The 22,475-nt window shown below is 44.4% G+C and carries 20 protein-coding genes; 11 read left to right on the top strand and 9 right to left on the bottom strand.

Going from position 1 to position 22,475, the window contains the following annotated elements; genetic code table 11:
- Positions 1-64 precede the first annotated feature (64 nt).
- From ABEQ74_RS02620 to ABEQ74_RS02610, 3 genes are read right to left on the bottom strand one after another with little or no spacing between them, the layout of a single operon-like run.
- Complete coding sequence (locus ABEQ74_RS02620) at positions 65-1,171, bottom strand: Ger(x)C family spore germination protein (protein ID WP_430119146.1); 1,107 nt, start codon at positions 1,169-1,171, stop codon at positions 65-67.
- Positions 1,172-1,178: 7 nt separating this feature from the next.
- A complete protein-coding gene (locus ABEQ74_RS02615; RefSeq protein WP_430119144.1) occupies positions 1,179-2,255 on the bottom strand; it encodes a GerAB/ArcD/ProY family transporter in 1,077 nt (358 codons plus the stop codon).
- A 6-nt stretch (positions 2,256-2,261) separates the two neighbouring features.
- The gene (locus ABEQ74_RS02610; protein ID WP_430120878.1) at positions 2,262-3,671 is read right to left on the bottom strand and encodes a spore germination protein; all 1,410 of its coding nucleotides are present in this window, start codon (positions 3,669-3,671) and stop codon (positions 2,262-2,264) included.
- Positions 3,672-3,872: 201 nt separating this feature from the next.
- Between ABEQ74_RS02610 and ABEQ74_RS02605 the strand changes: the two genes are divergently transcribed.
- From ABEQ74_RS02605 to ABEQ74_RS02590, 4 genes are all read left to right on the top strand, one after another.
- Entirely contained in the window at positions 3,873-3,995 is a 123-nt protein-coding gene (locus ABEQ74_RS02605) for a DUF3889 domain-containing protein (protein ID WP_430119142.1), read from the top strand.
- Between the two features lie 180 nt (positions 3,996-4,175).
- On the top strand, positions 4,176-5,738 hold the full coding sequence (locus ABEQ74_RS02600) for an ATP-binding protein (RefSeq protein WP_430119140.1): 1,563 nt from the start codon (positions 4,176-4,178) through the stop codon (positions 5,736-5,738).
- A 128-nt stretch (positions 5,739-5,866) separates the two neighbouring features.
- Complete coding sequence (locus tag ABEQ74_RS02595; RefSeq protein ID WP_430119138.1) at positions 5,867-7,117, top strand: multidrug effflux MFS transporter; 1,251 nt, start codon at positions 5,867-5,869, stop codon at positions 7,115-7,117.
- A gap of 204 nt (positions 7,118-7,321) precedes the next feature.
- The gene (locus tag ABEQ74_RS02590; protein ID WP_430120877.1) at positions 7,322-8,248 is read left to right on the top strand and encodes a VanW family protein; all 927 of its coding nucleotides are present in this window, start codon (positions 7,322-7,324) and stop codon (positions 8,246-8,248) included.
- Here ABEQ74_RS02590 and ABEQ74_RS02585 read toward each other — a convergent pair.
- The 3 genes from ABEQ74_RS02585 to ABEQ74_RS02575 form a co-directional block, all read right to left on the bottom strand.
- Complete coding sequence (locus tag ABEQ74_RS02585; RefSeq protein ID WP_430119136.1) at positions 8,245-9,066, bottom strand: cytochrome c oxidase assembly protein; 822 nt, start codon at positions 9,064-9,066, stop codon at positions 8,245-8,247. The two genes, ABEQ74_RS02590 and ABEQ74_RS02585, sit on opposite strands and share 4 nt — an antisense overlap.
- Entirely contained in the window at positions 9,066-9,563 is a 498-nt protein-coding gene (locus ABEQ74_RS02580) for a DUF2243 domain-containing protein (protein WP_430119134.1), read from the bottom strand. The genes ABEQ74_RS02585 and ABEQ74_RS02580 overlap by 1 nt, the downstream gene beginning before the upstream one ends.
- A 229-nt stretch (positions 9,564-9,792) precedes the next feature.
- Positions 9,793-10,998: a cytochrome P450 family protein gene (locus tag ABEQ74_RS02575; RefSeq protein ID WP_430119132.1), complete on the bottom strand. Its 1,206-nt coding sequence runs from the start codon at positions 10,996-10,998 to the stop codon at positions 9,793-9,795.
- A 238-nt stretch (positions 10,999-11,236) separates the two neighbouring features.
- On the opposite strand from ABEQ74_RS02575, the gene ABEQ74_RS02570 reads away from it, so the two are divergent.
- From ABEQ74_RS02570 to ABEQ74_RS02555, 4 genes are all read left to right on the top strand, one after another.
- The gene (locus tag ABEQ74_RS02570; RefSeq protein ID WP_430119130.1) at positions 11,237-11,719 is read left to right on the top strand and encodes an RrF2 family transcriptional regulator; all 483 of its coding nucleotides are present in this window, start codon (positions 11,237-11,239) and stop codon (positions 11,717-11,719) included.
- A 21-nt stretch (positions 11,720-11,740) separates the two neighbouring features.
- Positions 11,741-12,733, top strand: a complete 993-nt coding sequence (locus ABEQ74_RS02565; protein WP_430119128.1) for an MsnO8 family LLM class oxidoreductase — start codon at positions 11,741-11,743, stop codon at positions 12,731-12,733.
- A gap of 135 nt (positions 12,734-12,868) precedes the next feature.
- Positions 12,869-13,609 (top strand): DUF4184 family protein, encoded by a 741-nt coding sequence (locus tag ABEQ74_RS02560; protein WP_430119126.1) that lies wholly within the window; start codon positions 12,869-12,871, stop codon positions 13,607-13,609.
- Between the two features lie 42 nt (positions 13,610-13,651).
- Entirely contained in the window at positions 13,652-14,512 is an 861-nt protein-coding gene (locus tag ABEQ74_RS02555) for a protein phosphatase 2C domain-containing protein (protein ID WP_430119124.1), read from the top strand.
- A gap of 110 nt (positions 14,513-14,622) precedes the next feature.
- On the opposite strand, the gene ABEQ74_RS02550 is transcribed toward ABEQ74_RS02555, so the two are convergent.
- The 3 genes from ABEQ74_RS02550 to ABEQ74_RS02540 are packed head-to-tail and all read right to left on the bottom strand — an operon-like array spanning position 14,623 to position 18,436.
- The gene (locus ABEQ74_RS02550; RefSeq protein WP_430119122.1) at positions 14,623-15,822 is read right to left on the bottom strand and encodes a Ger(x)C family spore germination protein; all 1,200 of its coding nucleotides are present in this window, start codon (positions 15,820-15,822) and stop codon (positions 14,623-14,625) included.
- Between the two features lies 1 nt (position 15,823).
- Positions 15,824-17,347, bottom strand: coding sequence for a spore germination protein (locus ABEQ74_RS02545; RefSeq protein WP_430119120.1), 1,524 nt, complete (start codon positions 17,345-17,347; stop codon positions 15,824-15,826).
- A gap of 3 nt (positions 17,348-17,350) precedes the next feature.
- On the bottom strand, positions 17,351-18,436 hold the full coding sequence (locus ABEQ74_RS02540) for a GerAB/ArcD/ProY family transporter (RefSeq protein WP_430119118.1): 1,086 nt from the start codon (positions 18,434-18,436) through the stop codon (positions 17,351-17,353).
- Between the two features lie 459 nt (positions 18,437-18,895).
- On the opposite strand from ABEQ74_RS02540, the gene ABEQ74_RS02535 reads away from it, so the two are divergent.
- The 3 genes from ABEQ74_RS02535 to ABEQ74_RS02525 all read left to right on the top strand — a co-directional run bounded on the left by ABEQ74_RS02535 (position 18,896) and on the right by ABEQ74_RS02525 (position 22,458).
- On the top strand, positions 18,896-19,453 hold the full coding sequence (locus ABEQ74_RS02535) for an RNA polymerase sigma factor (RefSeq protein WP_430120875.1): 558 nt from the start codon (positions 18,896-18,898) through the stop codon (positions 19,451-19,453).
- Complete coding sequence (locus ABEQ74_RS02530; protein ID WP_430119116.1) at positions 19,446-20,741, top strand: hypothetical protein; 1,296 nt, start codon at positions 19,446-19,448, stop codon at positions 20,739-20,741. Before ABEQ74_RS02535 ends, ABEQ74_RS02530 begins: the two co-directional genes overlap by 8 nt.
- 343 nt (positions 20,742-21,084) lie before the next feature.
- Positions 21,085-22,458, top strand: coding sequence for an MATE family efflux transporter (locus ABEQ74_RS02525; RefSeq protein WP_430119114.1), 1,374 nt, complete (start codon positions 21,085-21,087; stop codon positions 22,456-22,458).
- The last annotated feature ends 17 nt before the right edge of the window (positions 22,459-22,475 follow it).

Below are 22,475 nucleotides of genomic sequence, written 5' to 3'. Positions count from 1 at the left end.
AAAACCATGAACTCCTCATAGGGGTTCATGGTTTTTATGCGTAAAGCGAATCCGATTGGTCATTCTATCGAAACTTACCATAATCTTTGATCTTCACGTCAAATGAGCATTCCACCGGCAGTTTCTGCAGCTCCTCGCGCCAATTTATCTTTTTCCACTGCTCATAACCGATCGAATTGCGGACGTACCTACCGATTCCCAGATTATCTACCTGATGCTGTTTCATTAGTGAGATCATGGCATCGGCTTTTTCGGAAATTTTCTTACTGATCCGCCGCTCCAGCTCATGTCGCTCCCGGTCATTGCTTAATCTGGCTTCACCAATGTATTCCAGAACGGATCCACTAATTTTCACGTGAAATGTTACTTTTTTAGCGCCTTCAGCATCATGTATGACTTTGACTTTACGTGAACTGATTAACGAACTGAACATAACGACTTCTTTCTCGCCATTGGTCTCTGCCAAGTCAAGACTGATCTGACCTTCTCTGAAGCTGTCCTTCAGAAAGGCGAAGATCAATGCGTTCTCAGGTTCAATCTTAGCTACATAACGATCATCTTTAAACAACGCAATTCCATTTGTCTTAATGTATTTGTTTTCATGCTGCTTTAGGATGGGTGCCACGGGATCTGTACCATGATCGAAATAGTCTCTGGCAAAGGTAAACAATGTTACCCTCGGAATGGTCTGTCCCATAGCTTCCTTCTTAAGCAGCAAATCGATATAACGACCTGTACGCGGATGCTGCTTATAGTCTTCACTCAAAAGTTCGCCTGCGCTGCCTTCAACTATACTGATTTTTACCTGAGATGAGATGGAAGGATCTCGATACAATGTATCCAGATGCCCATGGAGACCAATTGCAGCCATATCTTGACTGAATAATACGTTGCGCAGCTGTCCGCTCACCACCATCATGCCTGTTTCACGTGAGATCAGCATTGTCGCTTCTTTACTGGTTGCAGCTATTGCCGACAGCACTTCCCGTTTAGCCGATGTTTCCGGATCTGCCTGGGGGATCGAAAACGAAACGGCTAGCTTATTATCCGGACGGAGATCGTAACTGACTGTTTGGATGAACCCCAGTTTTTCGAGGATCCGTTGATCGCCACAACCTGATATAGGAATGAGGCATAATAGAAAGAGTAAGCATATACTTTTTCTTAACATAAAGATCTCACACTGCCTTTTTTCGCCGCTGCCACAGCAGCAGCAGAATTAAGATCAAGGGAACTATATAGGCAAAACCGATCTGGATATAACTCAGGATCATCACCCATTCCCGAATGGTATCCAATACGGTTGGAATGTAGGATATGAGCAAGGCTGTCAGAACGATAAAAAAATACTGGACATTCATTTTAATCTTCGGAAAGATTCTCTGGGTATTTTCACCGGCTGCCCAGAAGTAAAGCACAAGGGTAATGAGAGTCGTAAACAAGAAAAAACCGTAAAAGAGATTCTCGATTCGTTCTATAAATGGAAGCTTGATATAAGCCAGCAAATCTAATGACGGGAACATCATGACCTTCAGCATGTCAGCTCCAATGACGCCAAACGAGACGAAGCCCAGAATCACATAGGAGACTGAACGCAATAGGTGTCCATAGAGGACTGCTTTGAATAATCGAGTCTTCTTATCGGTATAGGGGAACAAGAGCAAGCAGAGCTCATACCCTAAATAGGCCATATAAATTTGAAAAAAGCCTTCAACCATGTTGGTGCTTTCCTTAAAAAGATAAGGTGTTAATCTCACGAGTCGGATATCTCCAATAAAGTAAAGAAGGAGAAAACTCAGCCAGATAGTACACCAAAAGAAGACGGTCGATGCTTTGGAGATGTTATATAACCCCTTCGTCAGAAGCATAAAAGCGAGAATATCTATGGCAATTTTGAATATCATCGGATTAGTTGTGGGAAATGCAAACATCTGGAAAATCAGCACATATTGTTTCGCAACGAGACAACCGATCAGCGCCCAGACCGTACTGAACGCCAGATAGAATGGGGTCAAAATAAACTTCGGTATGCTTTTCTCCAATATTTCGAAGATTGATTGCCCATTTCCGAGTCGGTATACCCAATAAATCTCATAGATGTTCAGGCACACCAGAATGGATACGGGAATCATGATAAGCCAGCCATTCGTACCAAAATATTTGGCTTCGGTCTGCGTAAAGCTGAAAACATAGACACCCGTTTGAATCATGTAGATGAGGATCGCGGTGTGAAATTGGGATAGTTTTTCGTTCAATGTTCCTCACCTTTTCATTTTTAGTCTGACCTTATTTTTAGTTTTGGCTTGAGTTGGCCGCTTTTTGAGTTGGGAAAATGGGAGTCTCAGGAATACATCCCTCCAATCATAGGGCTCAAAAGGGGCAACCGGTGTCAGATATGAGGAGCCAAGGCTCGTTAATCCGCTCAAATGTATTACAATATATGCCAAACCTATGGCTAATCCCAGGTTACCCCATAAGCCCGCCATAATAATAAGCCCAAATCGGAACAGGCGAAATGCGGCGCTCATGACATAATTGGGAATGACAAATGAAGCGATAGCGGATGAAGCTACGGAAATAATCAGGATATTACTGGTTAGTCCAGCTTGTACTGCCGCTTGTCCGATGACTATACCACCAACGATACCAATGGTCTGACCGATCTTGGTTGGCAGCCGTGCCCCCGCCTCTCGCAGCAACTCGATGGTTGTCTCCATCAGCAGAGCTTCAATAATCGGGGGAAAAGGCACCTTGCTTCTCGACTGCGTAAGTGTCAGGAGCAAATTCTGTGGAACCATCTCATAATGAAAGGACGTTACCGCGACGTAAAGGGCTGTCAAAGTCACGGTTATGATCAGAGCCGCAAATCTCAAGAATAATGTTGCCGTACCGATGCTCCACCTCTGGTAGTAATCATCGGAAGATGAGAAGAATTCAAAAAAGCTGACCGGTGCGCTGAAGGCTGTGGGACTCCCATCCATAATGCCTACAATTCGACCCGAGACAAGCTTGGATGCTATTGTATCCGGACGTTCTGTTGTGAGATACTGAGCAAAAATTGAATAGGGATCATCGTCGATACATTGAATCAGCATATTGGTATCATGAATGGCATCAATCTCAATATGATTGATGCGATTAATGACTTCTTGTATATATTTTTCGTTAGCGATGTCCTCTATGTAAAGAACATAGACTCTCGATTTGGTCACCTCGCCTACGGATAGTTGAATGACTTTGAGATGAGAGCTCTGAACTCTTTTTCTGATTAATGACAGATTGGTGTAAGCCTGTTCGGTAAAAGCCTCGTGCGGGCCAACGATAATGGACTCTGTTTCGGATTCAGCCACCGTCCGGGATACCGGAAATATGACATCGATCAGGTATGCTTGTTCTTGATAAAAGATAGCTGCCATGCCGCTTAGAATGCCTTCCACGCATTTCTTTGCATTCGTTACTCGAACATATTTTGATTGTTCAGATAGAACGTCGACCGGCGACTCCGCATTTAACAAAGGGGGGAGAACATCACGTTCCAGTCGGTCCTCATTCACTAAATGACTGAAATATAGAAGATCCAGATGTTCACTCTGATACGTTTTGTGAATGAAGTCAGCCGAATCATCGAATTGATCCAGAATATGCTGCAGCGTGACCGGTTCTCCTCCTATTAAATTCTCCTCCTGTTGATTCTCTTGAGGGGTTGGAGGGGGGGCCGATTGCTCATCGCTAACTAGAAAGATGGACTGTAACTTCTGCTTGATCCTCACGAGTCATTCACCTCAGATTTCCTGGATAGTCTGTCACAGTGTGTGTATTTTGTCTGATATTTATCCAACCTCTCCCAAGCGCTAGCGAATAGGACCAGCGTATTGGCAGAGGAAAAATTCAAATTATGGCTGAAGAAGGGATCACAAGAGTTCGGTGTTTATGCGACTGTTGCCTACCATCCCATAAAGAAGCAGTTTCTATCGATACGTTTCGAAGAGTTCTAACTGGATATGAGCTTCTTACTTACAGGAATAACAAGATAATCGGGAAAAAATACCATTATTTTACCCGAAGTCTTGTTTTCCTGCTGTTCAGACGCTTGCATATGGTGTACCATATTTGGTGAAACTTGCCTCCGAATTTCAACATTATGCGCTAGTACTTCGCGTTCAGGAGTGATTTATGTGCCATTTATCGTGCTTAAGCTCCTATTTGTGCCCTTGATATTGCTATTCATCACGATTTCGTCGATGATTCTGGGATACCATACATCGGTTTTGACCTTGCTGGTCAGCGCGATTCTATTAGGTTTGTCCGTCATCTATGATCGAAAGTATGAGTGGCTACGCTATGTTCAGATTTTTTTACTTGGTGTATTTCACTATGTCAGCCAATTGAATTGGTGTATTTTGTTGTATTACTTTCTGATTATTAATCTCATACATAAGAAAAAGCGGTTCAGGGAAATGCTGCCACTCTGTCTCCTTATCATCCTTCAGTATTCTCTTATCCGCTTAACTTACATGCCGTTTAACAAGTATCAAATTATGGTCATTGCTTTTGATTTCTTATCAACTCTTGTGATTGTAATCTCATTTTACTTTGTGAGCTTTCTTGAATCCGAGAAGAAGAAGCTATATAAACAAAATGATTATCTAACTTTTCATGACCCTTTAACGGGTTTGCTGAATTATGATGGCTATTTGCATAAAATGCAGCAACTCATTGAAGCGAACCAACCCTTTCAGCTGGTATTGCTGGATATCAACAATTTCAAGTCATTAAACGCGATGAATATTACGACCGCCAATGAAATTCTCATCAGCTTTTCTCGTGCCTTGCGCGAGTTATTCCTGAAGGATATGCTGGCTGCATCCAGGTACGCAGGAGATCGCTTCGCCGTATTGCTGCCGGTGGATGTGGAGATTGACAGCAGCAAGTTTAATTTTGATCATATTGGTATACAGGTAACTTACAGCATTACATGCTATCCACAGGAAGCGACAACATATCAAGAGATGATCACTACCGCAGAAGAACGGATCTTTCAGATGCGCCGAAATTCCTGGATGAAGGGTCAGGAAGAAGTGCTCCGCACGGAGAAAATGAAAATGGTGGGGGAATTGGCTGCCGGCATGGCCCATGAGATACGAAATCCTCTTACATCCATTAAAGGTTTCATTCAGCTTTCAAAGAGTCAGGGCTATAACATTAAGCCGTGGTATGAGGTTATTATGGGGGAAATTACAAGGGTGGGTGAGTTGACAGCAGAGTTTTTGCATTTCTCCAAACCCCATGCCAGCAATATGAAGAAGGAATCCTTAACGGATTGTGTGGTAAGCGTCTATTCCTTATGCAAATCGGAGGCTGCTTCATATGGTCACTTGTTTAAAATTGAATTAAGTGATATACCGGTGGATATTATTATGGATCGCGACAAAATCATTCAGGTCCTAATCAATCTCATACGTAATTCCTTCCAAGCCATGGAATCTACGGGCACAGTTCAAATCACCTTAAGCATGGAGGGACATATGGCAGTAGTACAAGTATCGGATACCGGAAAAGGGATTCCTGCTGAAGACTTATCCAAAATTTTCGATCCATTTTATACAACTAAAGAAGAAGGAACGGGGCTTGGACTCTCATTGTGTCAGAAAATCGTGGAGGACCATGAGGGGAAAATATCCGTCAAAAGCGAGCTTGGTATCGGGACGACATTTACCTTGCGATTTCCACTTGCATAGAAATTTCGGATGGCACTATCATCGTTTTTATCCTATGATAGGATAGTTATTGAGCAGTCCGGGCAGGGGTGCTCCTATCATATATCATGCATCTTTGTGTTGCAAAAGGAAAGGAAGTAGCAAATTGTATGTCGATTTCCACTAATGAAGCAGGCTCAACCTTAGTGTTAACACGTAGTAAAAGAATGCGATTTGCCTTGATTCTTGGCTCGCTATCGGCTTTTGGCCCACTATCGGTTGATATGTATTTACCTGCACTTCCCAAGCTTTCCGAAAGTTTGGGCTCGACAGCGTCACTCGCTCAGTTAAGTTTGACCGCTTTCTTGTTGGGTCTTGCACTGGGTCAGCTTGTAGCAGGACCACTGAGCGATATTCGAGGAAGAAAGGGACCTCTTATTATATCCTTAATGATCTATTCGATCACTTCTTTGCTCTGTGCATTTGCACCCAGCATATGGATTCTGATTACGCTCCGGTTTATTCAGGGAGCGAGCGGGGCAGCGGGCATTGTCATTTCCAGGGCAGTTGTTCGGGATTTATACACCGGTACGGAATTGACCAAGTTCTTCACATTGCTCATGCTGATCAATGGTTTAGCTCCGATTATCGCGCCCGTATTTGGCGCTTTTATTCTGAACTTCGTATCTTGGCGAGGCGTGTTTGTTGTTCTGTTTGTGATCGGACTGCTTATGCTGCTCGCGGTATGGTTTGGTCTCCCTGAAACTCTAAACCGGGAGAAGAGAGCCAGCGGAGGCATTCAGCAAACCTTTCGTACTTTCGGTACGCTGGTTCGAGATCGCGTATTCATAGGTTATGCACTCTCCCAAGCATTCGTATCAGCCGGTATGTTCGCGTATATCTCGGGTTCGCCATTCGTATTACAGGATATTTATGGTGTCTCTCCTCAGATGTACAGTCTGTTCTTTGCTGTGAACGGCATTGGTATCGTACTCTTTTCGCAAATTACAGGAAGACTTGCCTCACGCACTGGTGAAACCCAGCTGCTGAAGGCCGGTCTCCTCATTGCTGTATTTGGCGGAACCTCGCTGTTCGCCATTACTTGGCTTGGGGGCGGATTAATGCTGATTGCACCGATGTTATTCCTTATAGTTTCTGCTGTCGGTATGGTTAGTGCAACAACGACGTCCTTGGCGATGCAGAAGCAAGCAGCACATACTTCAGGCAGTGCGTCTGCACTTCTGGGATTGCTGCCCTTATTGCTTGGAGCAGCGGCAAGTCCTCTTGTAGGGCTTGGAGATGGAACTACTGCTGCGCCGATGGGGACGGTTATCGGGGTTGCTGAATGGCTTGCTGTGTGTTCCTTCCTGTTCCTTGTTGTGCCTCGCAGCCGTAATACAAAGTCGAATATCACGATGTAATCGGTAAGTCTGATTCATGGTTTTAAGTAGAAGTCCGCGCCATCTTGACGCCGGGGCTTCTTTTTTCTTGTGAATGATCAGATTTGAATGAATTAAGGTCTTTGCAATCATAATACCTTAAGAGAAGAACAGCTGCATCGAAGCATTCGAGTAGATTAAAGTAGGATAAACACAGAGATAAGCAGGTGAGCCAGCTTGAAATGGATGTCAGTTATAGCACTATCGCTTCTGTTCCTGCAAGGGAATGAACCAGAGAATCATGATTTAACGATTACGCAAGACGGGAAGGTCATGGGAAGCGTCAATCGAAGCGAGCATGCACTTGTGGTTTTTCCGTTGCTGGATATGGAGAAATATGATCAGTGGGTGGACGCAATTGAGCGGAAAACTTACCGGGAAGCCCAGAACGCTAAAATTGGCAGCAATAATCAGATTGTTTCAGGACAGAATGGAAGCCGTCTAGATCGACGTAAGCTAATGGAGCAATACTATTCGTATTGGTACGGTACTGGCGCAAGATCCATCGAAGTGCCTAGTTATCCTATTTATCCAAAAGTGGATACGGAGCTTCTTGCCTCCCTTCGAGTGAAACCAATCGGTTACTATGTCACCTATTTTAATTCGAATAATAGCAATCGTTCGCACAATATTGCATTAGCCGCCAAAGCCATTGACAGTGCTGTTGTATTCCCGGGAGAAACATTTTCGTTTAATCAAGTGGTTGGCATGAGAACGGTGGACAGAGGTTATAAACGCGCAGGTGTGATTGTGAGAGGTGAGTTGTCTGAGGGTGTCGGCGGAGGGATCTGTCAGGTATCTTCTACATTGTATAATGCGATCGATCGGGCGGGGCTTAAGATTGTGAAGCGGTATTCCCATAGTCGAAATGTGCCTTATGTATTGCCAGGACGAGATGCTACCGTGAGCTGGGGCGGGCCTGATTTTGTATTTGAGAATATTTATAACCAACCTGTTCTTATCCGGGCTTTCGGGAGTGGGGGAAGAATGACCGTTTCCATATATTCGTCGGAGCTCATCGAGTATAAACCGCGGAATGTACCGAGCATTTCCAACCATTTGCCAGAGGAAATCCGTGATAACACCAAGCATAATCCGGTTAATGGTCATTAGTCTCTGTTGTGAATAGTTGTTACGAATGTCAGTGGACGAGCCGACTTATACCATTGCATGCAGAGCCAAAATACCAGAATTAAATCGATGGCATCGCCTCCATAATACATTAGCATGCTGCCGAGTCTTCCTTGTTCAGCAGGCACGCCTTGTGGCGGTTGGACGTAGATATGTTTGGATAGTATCCCATGTCCGGCTATGGCAATGATCAGGATAACGGCCCGAACCCGATAACTGTATCGGTGGGGGGTCACATCTACGTAGATTAGTGATACGGTAAAGAAATACCCGGCTGCAAATATATGAATATGAATCAATATATGCAATGAAGGGTTGTGATGCATTAACATATATAACCCGGTTGTATACAGGACCCATAAGCCTCCGATATTCAATACTGATGCTGTCGCTGGATGCATGAGAGTACGGATCGCCTGGTTCTTCAGCCCATTCGTGATTCGTCTGGAGACAGGCACAGGAAGCGTCCTGAGCAGCAGGGTCATAGGAGCCGAGAACGCAATAAGCAGCGGGCCCAGCATCCCAAGCAGCAAATGTCCTACCATATGTGCGGTGAAATTCGTGTGAGCTAGTCGTGCTAATGGTCCTGATAGAGACAAACCAATACATGCTGCTCCTGCTAACCAGCAAATATAACGATGGGTTGGCCATGTTCGATAATTACGATTGGATATTAAAGCAGCTGCTATATAGATAAAGATCATCACAAAAATGAATAGAACTCCGATCCAATCGATAAGGAGCCAATCCACCGAATAATTAGGCATCACTGACACGAAACTCATCATCTGTTTACTCATTATGACTTACTGCCTTTTGTCATAGATACGCGTGTTTGAGTGCGGACTATGAGAATAATGCCAACGATAATCATGATTGCAGCGATCACATTCCAGATCCAATCATAGGGACGGATATCCACGTTATAACGAATTTGATGCAATCGCATCCATTTATGCTGGATAATGCCGTCGTACATTTGGAATATACCGCCTCCTAGTAGAACCCCACCGATCCACCGCTTTGGCCAAAACGCATGCCTGCGGTGCACATCAGCAAGCATAAAAGATGAGCCGATGGTTGCGAACCAACTGAAAGCATGAAATAAGCCATCGGAGACAAGACCGATATCGCTTGTGGCTTTGTCATAGAAATGATGCCAGTGCAGCAATTGGTGAAACACCGCCTCGTCGATAAAACCGACCAGTCCCAAACCGAATAAAACGCCGGATCCCAGATTACGAGCTGAGAATCTCGCACGCTGCATGGCATAATCCGCTGTTTTTTCTTGCTCCATACACTTCATTCCTTTTCATAGTTATAGTGTTTAGCTTGCCCATTCTTTCCATAACCATAACGGCTATTTAAAGTGTAAACATATTAAATATTATGTTAACAACAGATGATTTTTGTAAGTGGAAACGATAGCTTGGGAAAAGATAAAGGCGGATCCAACGAATGGATCCGCCTCAAATATATGATGTAAGGGTAAAGGAATATGGAATTAAGGTTAAGGAAAAGAGTTCCTAAGTCGTGCTTTTCGGATGAAGGTGCAGGGGGATTTCCTTTACGCCCCGCACAATCATACCAGGTCGCCATTCAAGCTGATCGATATCCGACTGAAGCTCGAAATGCGGATAACGCCTGAGTAAGGTGTTGATTGCGATTTCACCCTCCAGCCTGGCGAGCGGTGCCCCAAGGCAGAGATGAATCCCTTTGCCGAAGGCTAAATGTTGGCTCTTCTCTCGAGAGATATCGAATATTTCCGGATTCTCGAATTGAGCGGCATCCCGATTGGCAGAATTCAAGGCTATGACCACCAGGTCCCCTCTTTTCATGTGAACGCCGTGGAATTCCATATCTTCAGCTGCCCAGCGGGACGTGCTGAATTCCACGGGTCCATTATATCGAAGCATTTCCTCGATAGCACTGTGAATGAGTTCGGGCTGCTCCTGCAATAGCTTGCGCTGATCCGGATGCTCCAAGAGTGTGATTACACCATTTCCAATCAGATTCACGGTCGTTTCATGACCAGCGATGATCATTAATGTCACAACGCCGTATAGTTCTTGCTCGGATAATCGATCACCTTGATCCTCGGCAATGACCAGTTGACTGATCATATCGTCGCCGGGATTCTCGCGAACCTTGGCAAACCAATTCTTCAAATAAGCTATAAACTCATTCATATGGCGGCCAACTTGCTCATCCATTACCCGATTAGAAGCGCCGATGATGGAGTTGGACCATACTCGGAACATATCCTGGTCCTCAGTCGGTACACCAAGAATTTCACTAATGACGATAATGGGCAGCTTGAAGGCATACTCGTCAATAAGGTTGATGGTGTCCTTGGATGAGACAGCGTCTAGAAGACTGTCTGCAATTTCCTGGATATGATCCCGCATATCCGCAATCCTCTGCGGTGTAAAGCCCTTCTGTACTAAACCGCGAAGCCGTTTATGATCGGGAGGATCGGAGAACAGCATGTTGGTACTGAATACACTGGTGTGTTCCTCACCGAATGCTTTTGCGACATTTTTAATAAAACGACTATCCTTAAGAGCAGCTGCGGCATGGTCGTAGTTACTTATAAGCCAGCCGAATCGTCCATCCGGAAATTGCAGGTTGAGAATGGGCTCGCTTTGCCTTAGTTTCTCGTAAACAGGGTATGGATTATGTGTAAATTCCTTCGTAAACAACTTATTTTTCAGAGATTCGTTCGCATGCATTGGATATGGTCTCCTCTCGAAAAAGATAGTTTCTTATCCAGTATAAGGGATTAAGAGGAGCATGACCAAATCTCGGTGTTTCCCAATTACGACTACCTGACGCTGGTGGTTGGGTTTGCTATTGAAGTGTTTACTGTTTAAAATAAGATATAACGTGGATAATCATTATCCACTTTTAGAGAATCGAATGAAATTGATTTGGGATTCCTTATGTCTCTCTATTATTGAGGTGTTAGTCGTGCACATGAAAACCGGCGTGGAGCAGTCGGTGTATGCTCTGCTGCTGCTGAATATGCTTCCGGGTAAAGCAGTGCTGCCTGGTGAAGCCATAAGCCAGCAGCTCGGAACATCGGCAACTTATTTTCAAAAATTGTTGAGGAAATTGGTAACTGCCAACCTAATTACATCAGTTCCCGGTATGAAGGGCGGGTTCAGGTTAAAACAGAAGGCTGAGCATATCCGTGTATATGATGTGTATCTCGCAGTGGAAGGACAGCAATCCCTGTACTCATCCCACGGTATCCTCAAGGACATGCTGGAATTGGAGAGAGAGGAGAGCTGCTGCCTGCTAACCGATTTGATGGAAGAGGCTGAATCCTCCTGGAAAGAGGTATTGAAGCGAGAGACTATTGCTTCGTTATCAGAAGAAATGCGCAGTGAACCATTTAAGGACAAAATAGTTGCTTTAGAGGAATGGGTCAGCAAGAGAATGGTCATCTGACCGAAGAAGGGATGGAATTGCATGAGATTAAGCGTATTGGATCAGGCACCTGTAACAAGCGGTAACACGGCGGAAGGTGCCTTGCATAAAGCCGAAGAGCTGGCGATTCTCGCAGATGAATTGGGTTATAGCAGAATGTGGATGGCCGAGCATCATGGTGGTCATACGTTTGCCAGCTCCGCCCCTGAAGTGACAGCTGCACGGCTTGCCGCAAGAACTCAGCGAATTCGTATCGGCACCGGAGGCGTCATGATGATGCATTATTCTCCTCTTAAACTGGCGGAAGTGTTTAAGACATTAAGTGCTTATACTCCTGGTAGGATTGATTTCGGCGTAGGCCGAGCACCCGGCGGTGATACAAGCGCCATGTATGCATTGTCGGAAGGTCGGCAGCTTATGCTTCATAACATGTATGATAAGCTTGCAGTTACCATGCAGCTTCTGTGCGATGAGATACCGGATGATGAACTGTATGCCAAGAACGCTGCTGCTCCAACGGGTGTCGCCCTGCCTGAAGTATGGCTGCTTGGGTCCAGCGGCAACAGTGCGCAGCAAGCGGCTCAGATGGGTGTCGGCTATTCCTTTGCGCAATTCTTTAATGGTGCGATGAGCAATGATATATTGGATCAATATCGTAATAACTTCAAGTCATCCAAATTCATGGAGAAGCCGGAAATTAACGTATCCTATATGGTGACGACAGCCGAAACGAAGGAAGAGGCCGAGTATGAGGCGCTTCCGCAGGATATATTTCGGTTGATGATGAGTAAGGGCCGCATTACGCAGGTGCTGACACCAGAAGAAGCACAGGCTGTATCACTTACTGAGATCGACCGGATGGCTATTCAGGAAGGACGCAAGATTCATCTTGTCGGCGCGGTTAAAGATATTGCGTCACGTTTACAAGAAGAGCAAGCACATTATGGATTCCACGAGGCAATGATATGCAGCATACCGCATTCGCAAGAGAAACGGCTGGAGGTCTACCGCCTGCTCGCGCGCGAACTGCTGTAATAGAAGGACATGAAAGGACAGGCTGATGCCTGTCCCTTTTTTAGTTGGCGAAGTTATCCCTATGGCGTTCTTAAATGATAGAATAGTAAAATATGGATGGCTAGATATCATATTATACCTCAGTTAGGAGATAACATGCCGTTTACATTCGCTCACCCCGTAATCACGATGCCTTGGTGGAAGAAGAAGACTTTGCCGGTATCCGCTCTCATCATCGGGTGCATGGCCCCCGATTTTGAGTATTTCCTGCGATTTCGTGCTTCAGCCGTTTGGAGTCATGAGGGACTAGGGATTCTGACGTTTAATCTTCCCTTGGTTGTATTGTTGTATATTATATTCGAGATAGTGGTTCGACCGGTGCTATATGTCTATTTACCTTCTTGGTTCCCTTACCGGTGGAATCGGAACGGGAAGCTGCCGGCCACTCCAATCGGTTGGTTAACCGTGTTCTTGCTGGGAATGACAGGTGTAGGTACGCATCTGCTGTGGGATCAGTTTACGCATAAGGGAGCATGGATCGTTAATTGGATTTCTCTTTTGAGCCAAGTCATATACATTGATTCTCTTCAAATTCCGGTATATAAAATATGCCAGCATGGCAGCAGTCTAGTGGGCTTGGTACTTATCGCTTGGTGGATTCACCGTCATTTATTCGTACCGCATCATGGAAGACAGCATTCTACTTATTCATGCTTCCCTTTCTGGTGTCTAATGGCCGCTGTGTATGTTGTAGTTATGCTTATTGCATGGGTATCCGTGGTTGAAGGGGAAGGACTGGGATATGTGCTGCAGCTTGTCGTCCCGGCAATCAGTAGTTTTCTGCTTGCGCTGCTAATAACATGTCTAGTGTTTTGGAGGGCTGCGAGGAGCAAATAGCCTATCTCGTAATAAAATTGTATCCACGACAGGAGGATCATAATGGTAATCATTGAGCAATTCACGCTTAGGGGAATCCATTTCTTAAATGAAGACGCACTTATCATAAACGAACGAGCCGCTTTGTATGGCGTGTTAGATGGAGTTTCATCCATTGTCCCCTACCTCAGCGACAAGAAGGAAACTGGAGGTTTCATTGCGGCTCAAGCGGTGAAGAATTACTTCGAATCTCTGGAACGAGCTGAACAACTTATAGAGCATGCTGCGGAAGCGAACCAAAAGCTAAGAGAACTAATGCTGAAAGCCAATATCGATATGGAGAAGAAAGACGGGCTCTGGGGTACGGCCATGGCTCTTGTACGTCTTCATGAGGATCGATTGGAATTTATACAGACCGGCGACTGCATGATTATTGCCGTATACCAAGATGGAGCAGTGCGCCCGTTAACCTGGAGACAAGTCGCTCATTTAGAATCCTCGGCTATCGCAAAATGGGAGGAAGGTGTGAGTCAGGGATTATCAAGTCAAAAAGACCTGCACGAGACAGTTATTGACACGATCAGGGAAAATCGTTTTAAGAGTAACACGGATGAAGGTTATGGAGTACTGAACGGTGAGCCCCAAGCTGTTCGATTTCTAGAATATGGAAATATTAACAAATCACGATTAAAGCATGTAATTCTCTTAACGGACGGACTATTCTGGCCTCCTAAGGATATACCCGTTGACCAATCCTATTGGGAATATACCGCACAGCGTATACTTGAGAAGGGCTTGGAGCAATATGCACATGATTTACTGGGAATTGAAGAAGCTGACCCCGAGTGCTTGACACATGCCAGATTCAAAAAATCCGACGATAAAACAGGCATGGTGGTTCACTTGAACAACGACGACGATTAAGATCTTTAACATATATACATTAAGGAATAATCCGCAACAAACAGGCAGCCGTTCTTAGTGATAAGAAAGGGCTGCCTGTATCGTTGATATTCTTATTAAGTCGCAGAGTGTCAGGGGTCAGTTTCGTATTGGTTTGCAGGATTAAGCGAGCCATTGTGATGGTGCAGCAATTTCATGCCTGCATGATCCAGATGAACCTCTACATGGACGGTTTCCAGCGAATCTGGATCAATCGGCTGGGCTGACGACTTATTGATTTTTTTCCAAAGACGGGTGTCCTTCTTAAACAACACATGCTCCAAGCTGTACAGGTCCGTATCTATAGCTACTCCATTTTTAAACGTAGCCAGGATTTCATCACGAACCTCGGATGCAACCAGCTTTTCTAGTTGAGTTTTGTTTAGGTTATTAAGAGCTTCTACTACATTACCGTGCAACTTTACATGCACCCGGTATTTGGGTATTCCGTTGACTATGTCTAATTTCTTACGAACTTTAGGTTTGGTTAATACCACGACTCCAGCATACTCACCGTTCTTACTTGTGATTGGTAGCGGTGATCGTTTTGTGCTGGTTTCTAACCAGCGTAAACCTGTGAGTTTGTCATTGGTGAATAAGCCTTTGGATACTCCATTAGATATTGCGAATACTCCGTTAATAGTCAGCTTCGGATTTTCTTTTTGATTTAGACTCCAAGTCTTGTTATCGACCGATAGACTAGGGAGGAGCACCGTACTTGCTGGTTCTGTCATCAAGGACATGAAGTCGAAATATCGAAGCGGAAGAACATAGGATCTCTGCTTGTACTCCTCGGCAGGTTCATGAGCCAACGTATTTAATGGAGAGAGATTAAAGAATGCGGGAACATTAAATAATTGTTCGATTGATTCTTCTGTTCCATATACCCATGGTGTCATCCGAATTTCCTGATAGCGACCGATGGTATCCAGTTTGGTTAGAACATTCGATTTCAATACGTTATTACTAATGAGAATGCAAGAGACGTGGCTCCAGCTTGTGCGTACCTGCGCCGAATTATACATTGAGTTTACTGCCATATCGAACGTTTTGCCACTGGTTTTGGACGTCCATACTTGGGCGGGCTTGTCCGTCTTTCCCGATTCGCTTTTGGCTACAGATGAAAAGTCCATCATCTGCGTGTAAACGACAAATTTACCATCCTCTTGGTCAATGCCAATCGCTGTGATGTAGTTTATGTCTTGCACTTCTTTGATGTCCCAGCAGCCCGTGAGCATATTGAGTACTATCATTAACCACATGAATTTTATGATGCTGATGCAGCTTCTCATCTCATACAGGTTCCTTCTCTTCAGATGTGTTATCTATCGTTTTAAGCATTTCGGGTCTTTCTTTGTTGAAAGCCCACGGTTTTTTCAAGAGAGAACTCATTAGATCCTTGAAAGTCAGTGGTGATAGAGGAGCAAGATACGGAAGCCCGAAGGATTCCAATACGGAGAGGTATGCAATGATACTGAATAATCCGATAAAGAAGCCGAGCATGCCAAGCAAGGAAGACCACAGCAACACATATAGACGAATAATGCTGACAGTTCCGCTTAGTGTCTGATTGACCAAGGTGAAGGTTGCAACTGCAGTTGTGGCTGAAACTACCAGCATGGTTGGTGACGTCAGGCCCGCACGGATGGCTGCATCACCGATAATCAAACCGCCTAAGACCGCAAGAGTTTGACCGACAGCTTTGGGCAGCCGGATGCCAGCCTCTCTGAATAATTCAAACATGCCCAGCATCAACAGGATCTCTATGGGAGCGGATAGCGGAAGCCCGAATCGGGAGACGGTGACAGTTGCAAGGAGCAAAAAGGGAAGCTGATCCATGTTATAGCATGTTAAGGCAACCCAGAATCCTGGAAGCATAATGGCAAGCAGGAGGCCCAGTATTCTCAGGAGTCGCTCGAAGATGACGAAATGGTAAGGAAAATAGGAATCTTCGGGGGTTTTTAACAGCTCCAGCAAATTGCAAGGTCCAATCAAGGCCATTGGCGAACCATCCACTAAGATGACAAAACGGCCACGGAGCAAATTCTCAACGACAAAATCCGGTCTCCCGATATAATCGATAAGCGGAAACAAGGAGAGCGAAGAATCTGAAAGTGCCTCCTCCAGTTGACCGCTGGTTACTAGTGCATCGACTTTGATCCCTTCTAATCGTCGTTTAGCCTCGTCAATGAAGTGCGGATTTATGATATCCGATATATACAACAGCGCTACTCTCGTTTGGCTGCGAACTCCGATCGTCCATTTCTCATTGTGAAGTGAGGCTGTACACAGTCTTTTTCGCACAAGTGCCACATTTGTATTCAGATTCTCCGTAAAAGCATCTTTCGCTCCTTTGATTGAAACCTCCGTGTTGGACTCTTCGGGTTGTCGATTAGGAAGGTCTGCGATATCAATGGAATAACAGCTGCTTACAGAAGGAGGATATAGAATCACCCGTCCAGAGAACAAGAGCTTTTCAATGTCATCGAGCTGCTCGATTTTGCTCCATTGCATCGAGTTTTCCAAATCTCTATCCAGGGACTCCCAATTATGGAAACGCTGTAATTTATCCATCAGATCAGGCAGCACATATTGAGTCATAACTCTGGAATCAATCATTCCTTCGCTATACAGCATTCGTACCGGGAGAGAGTCCTGAGTTTCCGGGAAGGATTTGAAAACAACATCGGCAGAAGAAGAAAACTTGGAACGCAGAGATTCCTCGTCCAACAGTTTCGAAGAGGAAGTACGTTCCATATCTGATTCGTTTGGTTTCATATTTGATCGGAACTGAATTCGAGGTTTGTGGTTGCGCATTTGCTATCCACCTTTTGCTTTAGTCTTAAATATAACTGCAAAGGCAATACATACTGTAAGTACGGATAGAAAACCGAGAATTTCAAGCGAGTATGCACCCAGTACAAATAACTCAAGTTGTCTATCGATTATGGGAATGAGAGGGACGAAACATAGTATTACGCTTGTGGCCAAAATGGACCAAAAGCGACGTTTGGACGATTTCATAGAAATACCCTCAGCAATGATGAACAAAAATAACGAAATTCGGATAAGTGCTCCAGAGATCCATTGATATAAAGCAAGGAAGTCTACATGGCTTATATATTTCGTAAGTGTCACAAGCATCCATTGTTCATATGCCGGATAGCGGGATTCCATTGCCGGAACAGGACCGAAACTGGCAATTGCGCCCATTAAAGGTCCCAGCGTTAATCCACCCAGCAATATAGCTAATATTACGATGTGAAGGTAATGCATGGTTCGTTTCATGTGATGCTGAAGGAAGATCAGCAGAATCATCTCCATAAATCCTCCGCCTGCCACGATCATGCTATTGAACAAAGGGGTATATCCATCCACAAACAACGGAGTCAACAAGGAGTAATCCTTGTATTCGAGATTTGATATTGCCACTAAGTGACCCAGCACCCATACAATCGGCAGCAATATGCCGGATATAATGGCGATAGAGCGAAGACCGTTATTCGCCACATACAAGCAGAGCAGCATTATCGACAGGGTGACGACTATTTTTGGTGTTTGGGGCAGATAGGTGACTCCGATCCATGTTGTGGTTTCTCTTAGAATCACCATGGTCATCCAAAAAAAATAGAGCGTGGTTATAATAATAAAAATCCAACCAACGATAGGACCAAAATGATCTTTAAACCAGGTGACGATGGATTGTTGACCGGTTCTCTTCATTATGAAATATAAAATATAAACCCAGCCTAGATGAAGAATCATGGTCAGCAGGGTGCCCATCCATGCATCCCTGCCTGAAGTCTGAAGGATTAGTGGGATAAGCGTAACATGATTGGTGATCCCTAAAGATAACAGCATAATAAAGTAAACATCAATCAGAGACAGCTTTTTTATCGTAGCCATGGATTCTAATCTCCATATGTAGGGATATATTTTTGGTTAGTAAAGAGAGTATCCCTCATTTGGCGTATTTTATGTATGGAACGGCTAGGTAGGGAGGGGGAGATTTACAGCCACAGTTGTAGCGTATGAGCCGGTGCAGAAGGAAGTCGGATTGGTGGGAGTCGAATCATCTGTCGAAAGTGTGTGATTTTTGCGATTACCCAAGAAATAATTTTCTGGCATTAGATGATCCAATCATTACATTTCACTTTTCTACGTTAATATAAATTTCGTTAAAAGCGCATTGATGCTGCTATTGTTAGTGTTATTAATGACATTAATTATAGTGTATGTACTTGTCCTACACATTTTCAATTTATCTTCTGAGCAGTCTTTGATATTTATTATCTTGGGTTGGGAACTTTCACCTTGCTCATGGAGTCAGTTTGATTAAAGGGGGAGGAGAAGGACTTGAGAGAGATGCAGATTCTGCATGCCGCGGAAAAGGACCTACCGGATATTCGAATGCTTATGGAAACCTATGGCGAAGACGTGTGGAGTTATGCTTATGTCATCACTAAAAATACACATACAGCAGATGATGTCGCACAAGATGTGTTTATAAAAGCCTATCAACATTTTGTTTCGTTTCGAGGTGAGTCCTCAGTCAAGACATGGCTGCTCAAAATCACGCGAAATACTGCACTATCCTATCTGAAACGGACGTTTATGCGAAGAGTCGTGCTGGTTGGCGATAGAACATCTGACGATGGGCTGAACCGGATAAATCGGGGACCATCTTCGCCGTCTGCGGAGTCAGAATACTTTGAGCAGGAAATCGCTGATGAATTGTGGCATCAGGTTCTGCAGCTGCCTGGTAAATTTCGTGACCCGCTCGTATTAAGTGTCCATTATCAGCTGTCTATGAAGGAAATATCGACCATTACAGGACTATCGACAGGGACAGTTAAATCCAGAATTCACAGAGCTAAAAAGAAAGTAGCCGCTGAATGGAAGGGAGTGAAGGACGATGAGTGATTGGAGACCTGATTGGAATCGCAGATTGGCAATACGCCCTTTTAAGAAGCAGCAATTTCATGCAGATTTGATGGAACGTGTAGAACAACGGATTAAGGTTATAGAAGGGAAACGTTCTCGGCATCGCTTTCGTCGTACAGCTATGGTCTTTATCCCTGCTTTGCTGCTTATACTGGGCGCAGGGATATGGTTCGGAATCAAGGAAGCTCCTAACCACAATCCGGCTGACCCAAGTCCGACTACGCAGGGGGGAGGCTCTTATGAATCGAGCTTTGAGCCAGGAGGCGGAGGCGGCTTTGAGTGGTGGAGCTTCGATCGTGAGGGACTTCAGGGTAATGATGACACCATCGTGAAGCTGGCTCTTGCGTTCATGAATCGGGAATTAGGCATCTGGGGCGGACCAACCCCGGACATTTGGGAGACTCCTGAGGTTAAGGAGCCCCTCGAACGCTTTGACGTATCCAGTCCATGGGTATACGAAGTTTACGTACAAGAGGTCCGTACAGAAGAGGGGCAAACCGTGTATGGACTCCGACTGCAGCTGCGAGATTCAATTCCTATGGTTTATCAGGAGACGATAGACGTTACGATTCGTAATAATACTCACAAAATTTCACTTATCGAGCTGGTGAATACGGACGAAACGGGCACTCCGTTAGATGAATATGAGTCTGAAGCAGTAAAGGGACGAACGGTAACTTTAAAAGAAGATCCGAAGATGGGCCTGAAGATAACGGGAACTCTATCACCGAATGAGGGCATGATTCGCTCAATCCGCGTTCAATATAAAGATAAGGAACGAATCTTTCAAGATTGGAGCAATGTGAACAACGACTCCTATTATCCGGAAGCCGGTTTATTGACCGCCCTGGATAATGAGCAGGATGTGTTGGCTATCATTTTGACAACCGGTTATGGTACCGGTGTACATGAGTCTGTGCTTAGGCTGCTTAGGAGTGATTTCACTGAAGTGAAAGCTGCTGATCCGGTGCTCACGGCAGAGTCCAAGATACAGGCTGATGTCAAAACGGAAGCGGGGAAACGCATCGTTCGAATTAAGCTGGATGATGAGACACGAACCTTCAAATATAATGAAGAGGAGGCTGGCATTTGGCAGGGTGAGCCGGCTCTTGGCAGTATTGTTAACTTCTCAGTGGAAGGAAACACCCTGTATGCGTCCATGCCGGTTCAAGTATGGCAAGGCGAATTCCCGGTCGCGGTAAGGCTGCGTTATGTGTACGATGGCATATCGTTTCTTGTCGCGGATGCGATGTTTGAGGAAATATAAGTTGAAGGTGTGAAAGTCGCCATATTGGCGGCTTTTATAAATTTACCAATGTAAATTAGCAATTTAATTTGAAAACCACCATCAAAACCATCTCTCTAATGACCTTCTAACTTCCTTTGTACGGGATTTATATTCAATTATTGTATAGGATCATTAACGCGGTGTTTAAAGTCCTTTAAAATCAAAAATAGAAGGGTTTAATGATACAAAATCATATTGTGTTAGCCCGATTTCATCATAAATATTATGCTATAATGATAGAGGATATAATCAGAGGAAATGACTTAAGTATATCCATACTCCGACTATTCACTTAATAACTGTTTCATAAGGAGTTAATGGAATGAACGTTATGATGAATAACCGATTTGCTAATGAAAAAATCCCCAAGCTCATTCTCTCACTCGCAGCACCGGCCGTTGTAGCTCAGTTAATTAATGCGCTTTACAATGTGGTCGATCGAATGTTTATCGGCAGGATGCCGGGCACCGGTACAATTGCTTTGACCAGCATTGGGATTGTATTTCCGATCATTATGATGATCGGATCATTCTCTGCACTTATCGGATTTGGGGGAGCTCCGTTAGCTTCGATTAAGATGGGGGAGGGAAAACACGATAAGGCCGAGGAATTATTGGGAAGCTGCTTTTCAATGTTGTTGATCGCGTCCTTGGGATTGACGATAGCTTTGTTGTTCTTTAAGAGTCAGATTCTAACTTTATTCGGAGCAAGTCCTGACACATTACCCTATGCCAATGATTATCTCACCATTTGTTTGATCGGAACGGGGCCCGTATTAATCTCGCTCGGCTTGAATCAATTTATAGCTGCTCAAGGTTTTGCGAAAACTGCCATGTTTACGATATGCGTAGGTGCAGCTATTAACATCATTCTTGATCCTATTTTTATCTTTGGTCTGAAGATGGGAGTTCAAGGGGCAGCGCTGGCAACTGTCATCTCGCAGACATTCTCGGCAGCTTGGGTATTAAGGTTTTTAATCTCGAAAAAATCGAATCTGCGCCTTCGAATAAGACACATGGGCTTGCGTACTAAAATAGCAGGTAGTGTGCTCGCATTAGGGCTCTCCCCGTTTATCATGCAATCGACAGAAAGCCTTGTCCAAATTGTATTTAACACATCACTTGCCAGATATGGTGGAGATCTGTACATAGGAGCCATGGGAATTATGAGCAGCCTTATGCAAATATTCACATTGTTGTTGACGAGTTTTGCACAAGGAGCACAGCCTATTATCGGATACAATTACGGATCTGGTGATCTAAAACGAGTGAAATCAACCATAGTGTTTTGCAGCATTTTTTGTGGTGTATTCGGACTAGCGATGTGGAGCATAGCTATTTTTTTGCCGGAGCTGCCTATTATGATTTTCACGAACAATCCTGAGTTGATTGCACTAACTGCGAAGCTAATGAAAGTATTCTTTTTAGGGACCTGCATTTATGGTTTGCAATTAGCGTTTCAACAAGTATTTATTGCGCTTGGTCAAGCTAAAGTTTCGATATTCATTGCTGTGTTGCGTAAGATTATATTGCTGATCCCGTTGGTGTATTTACTTCCTATGTTCTTTACTTCGAAAACCGATGCTGTCATTCTTGCAGAACCGATCGCAGATTTCTGTGCCGTCTTGACTTGTTGTGTCCTATTTGGCCTGAAAGTGAAACAGCTTCTCAATAGGCCTCTTGAAACCAAAGGCTGATATCCAGAGACGTAGAG

Source organism: Paenibacillus solani, assembly GCF_050475945.1.
In the GTDB taxonomy this organism is placed as follows: Bacteria; Bacillota; Bacilli; order Paenibacillales; family Paenibacillaceae; genus Paenibacillus_AQ; species Paenibacillus_AQ solani_A.
Note: the sequence above shows the minus strand (reverse complement) of the source record. Positions and strands in the feature narration are given on the sequence as shown.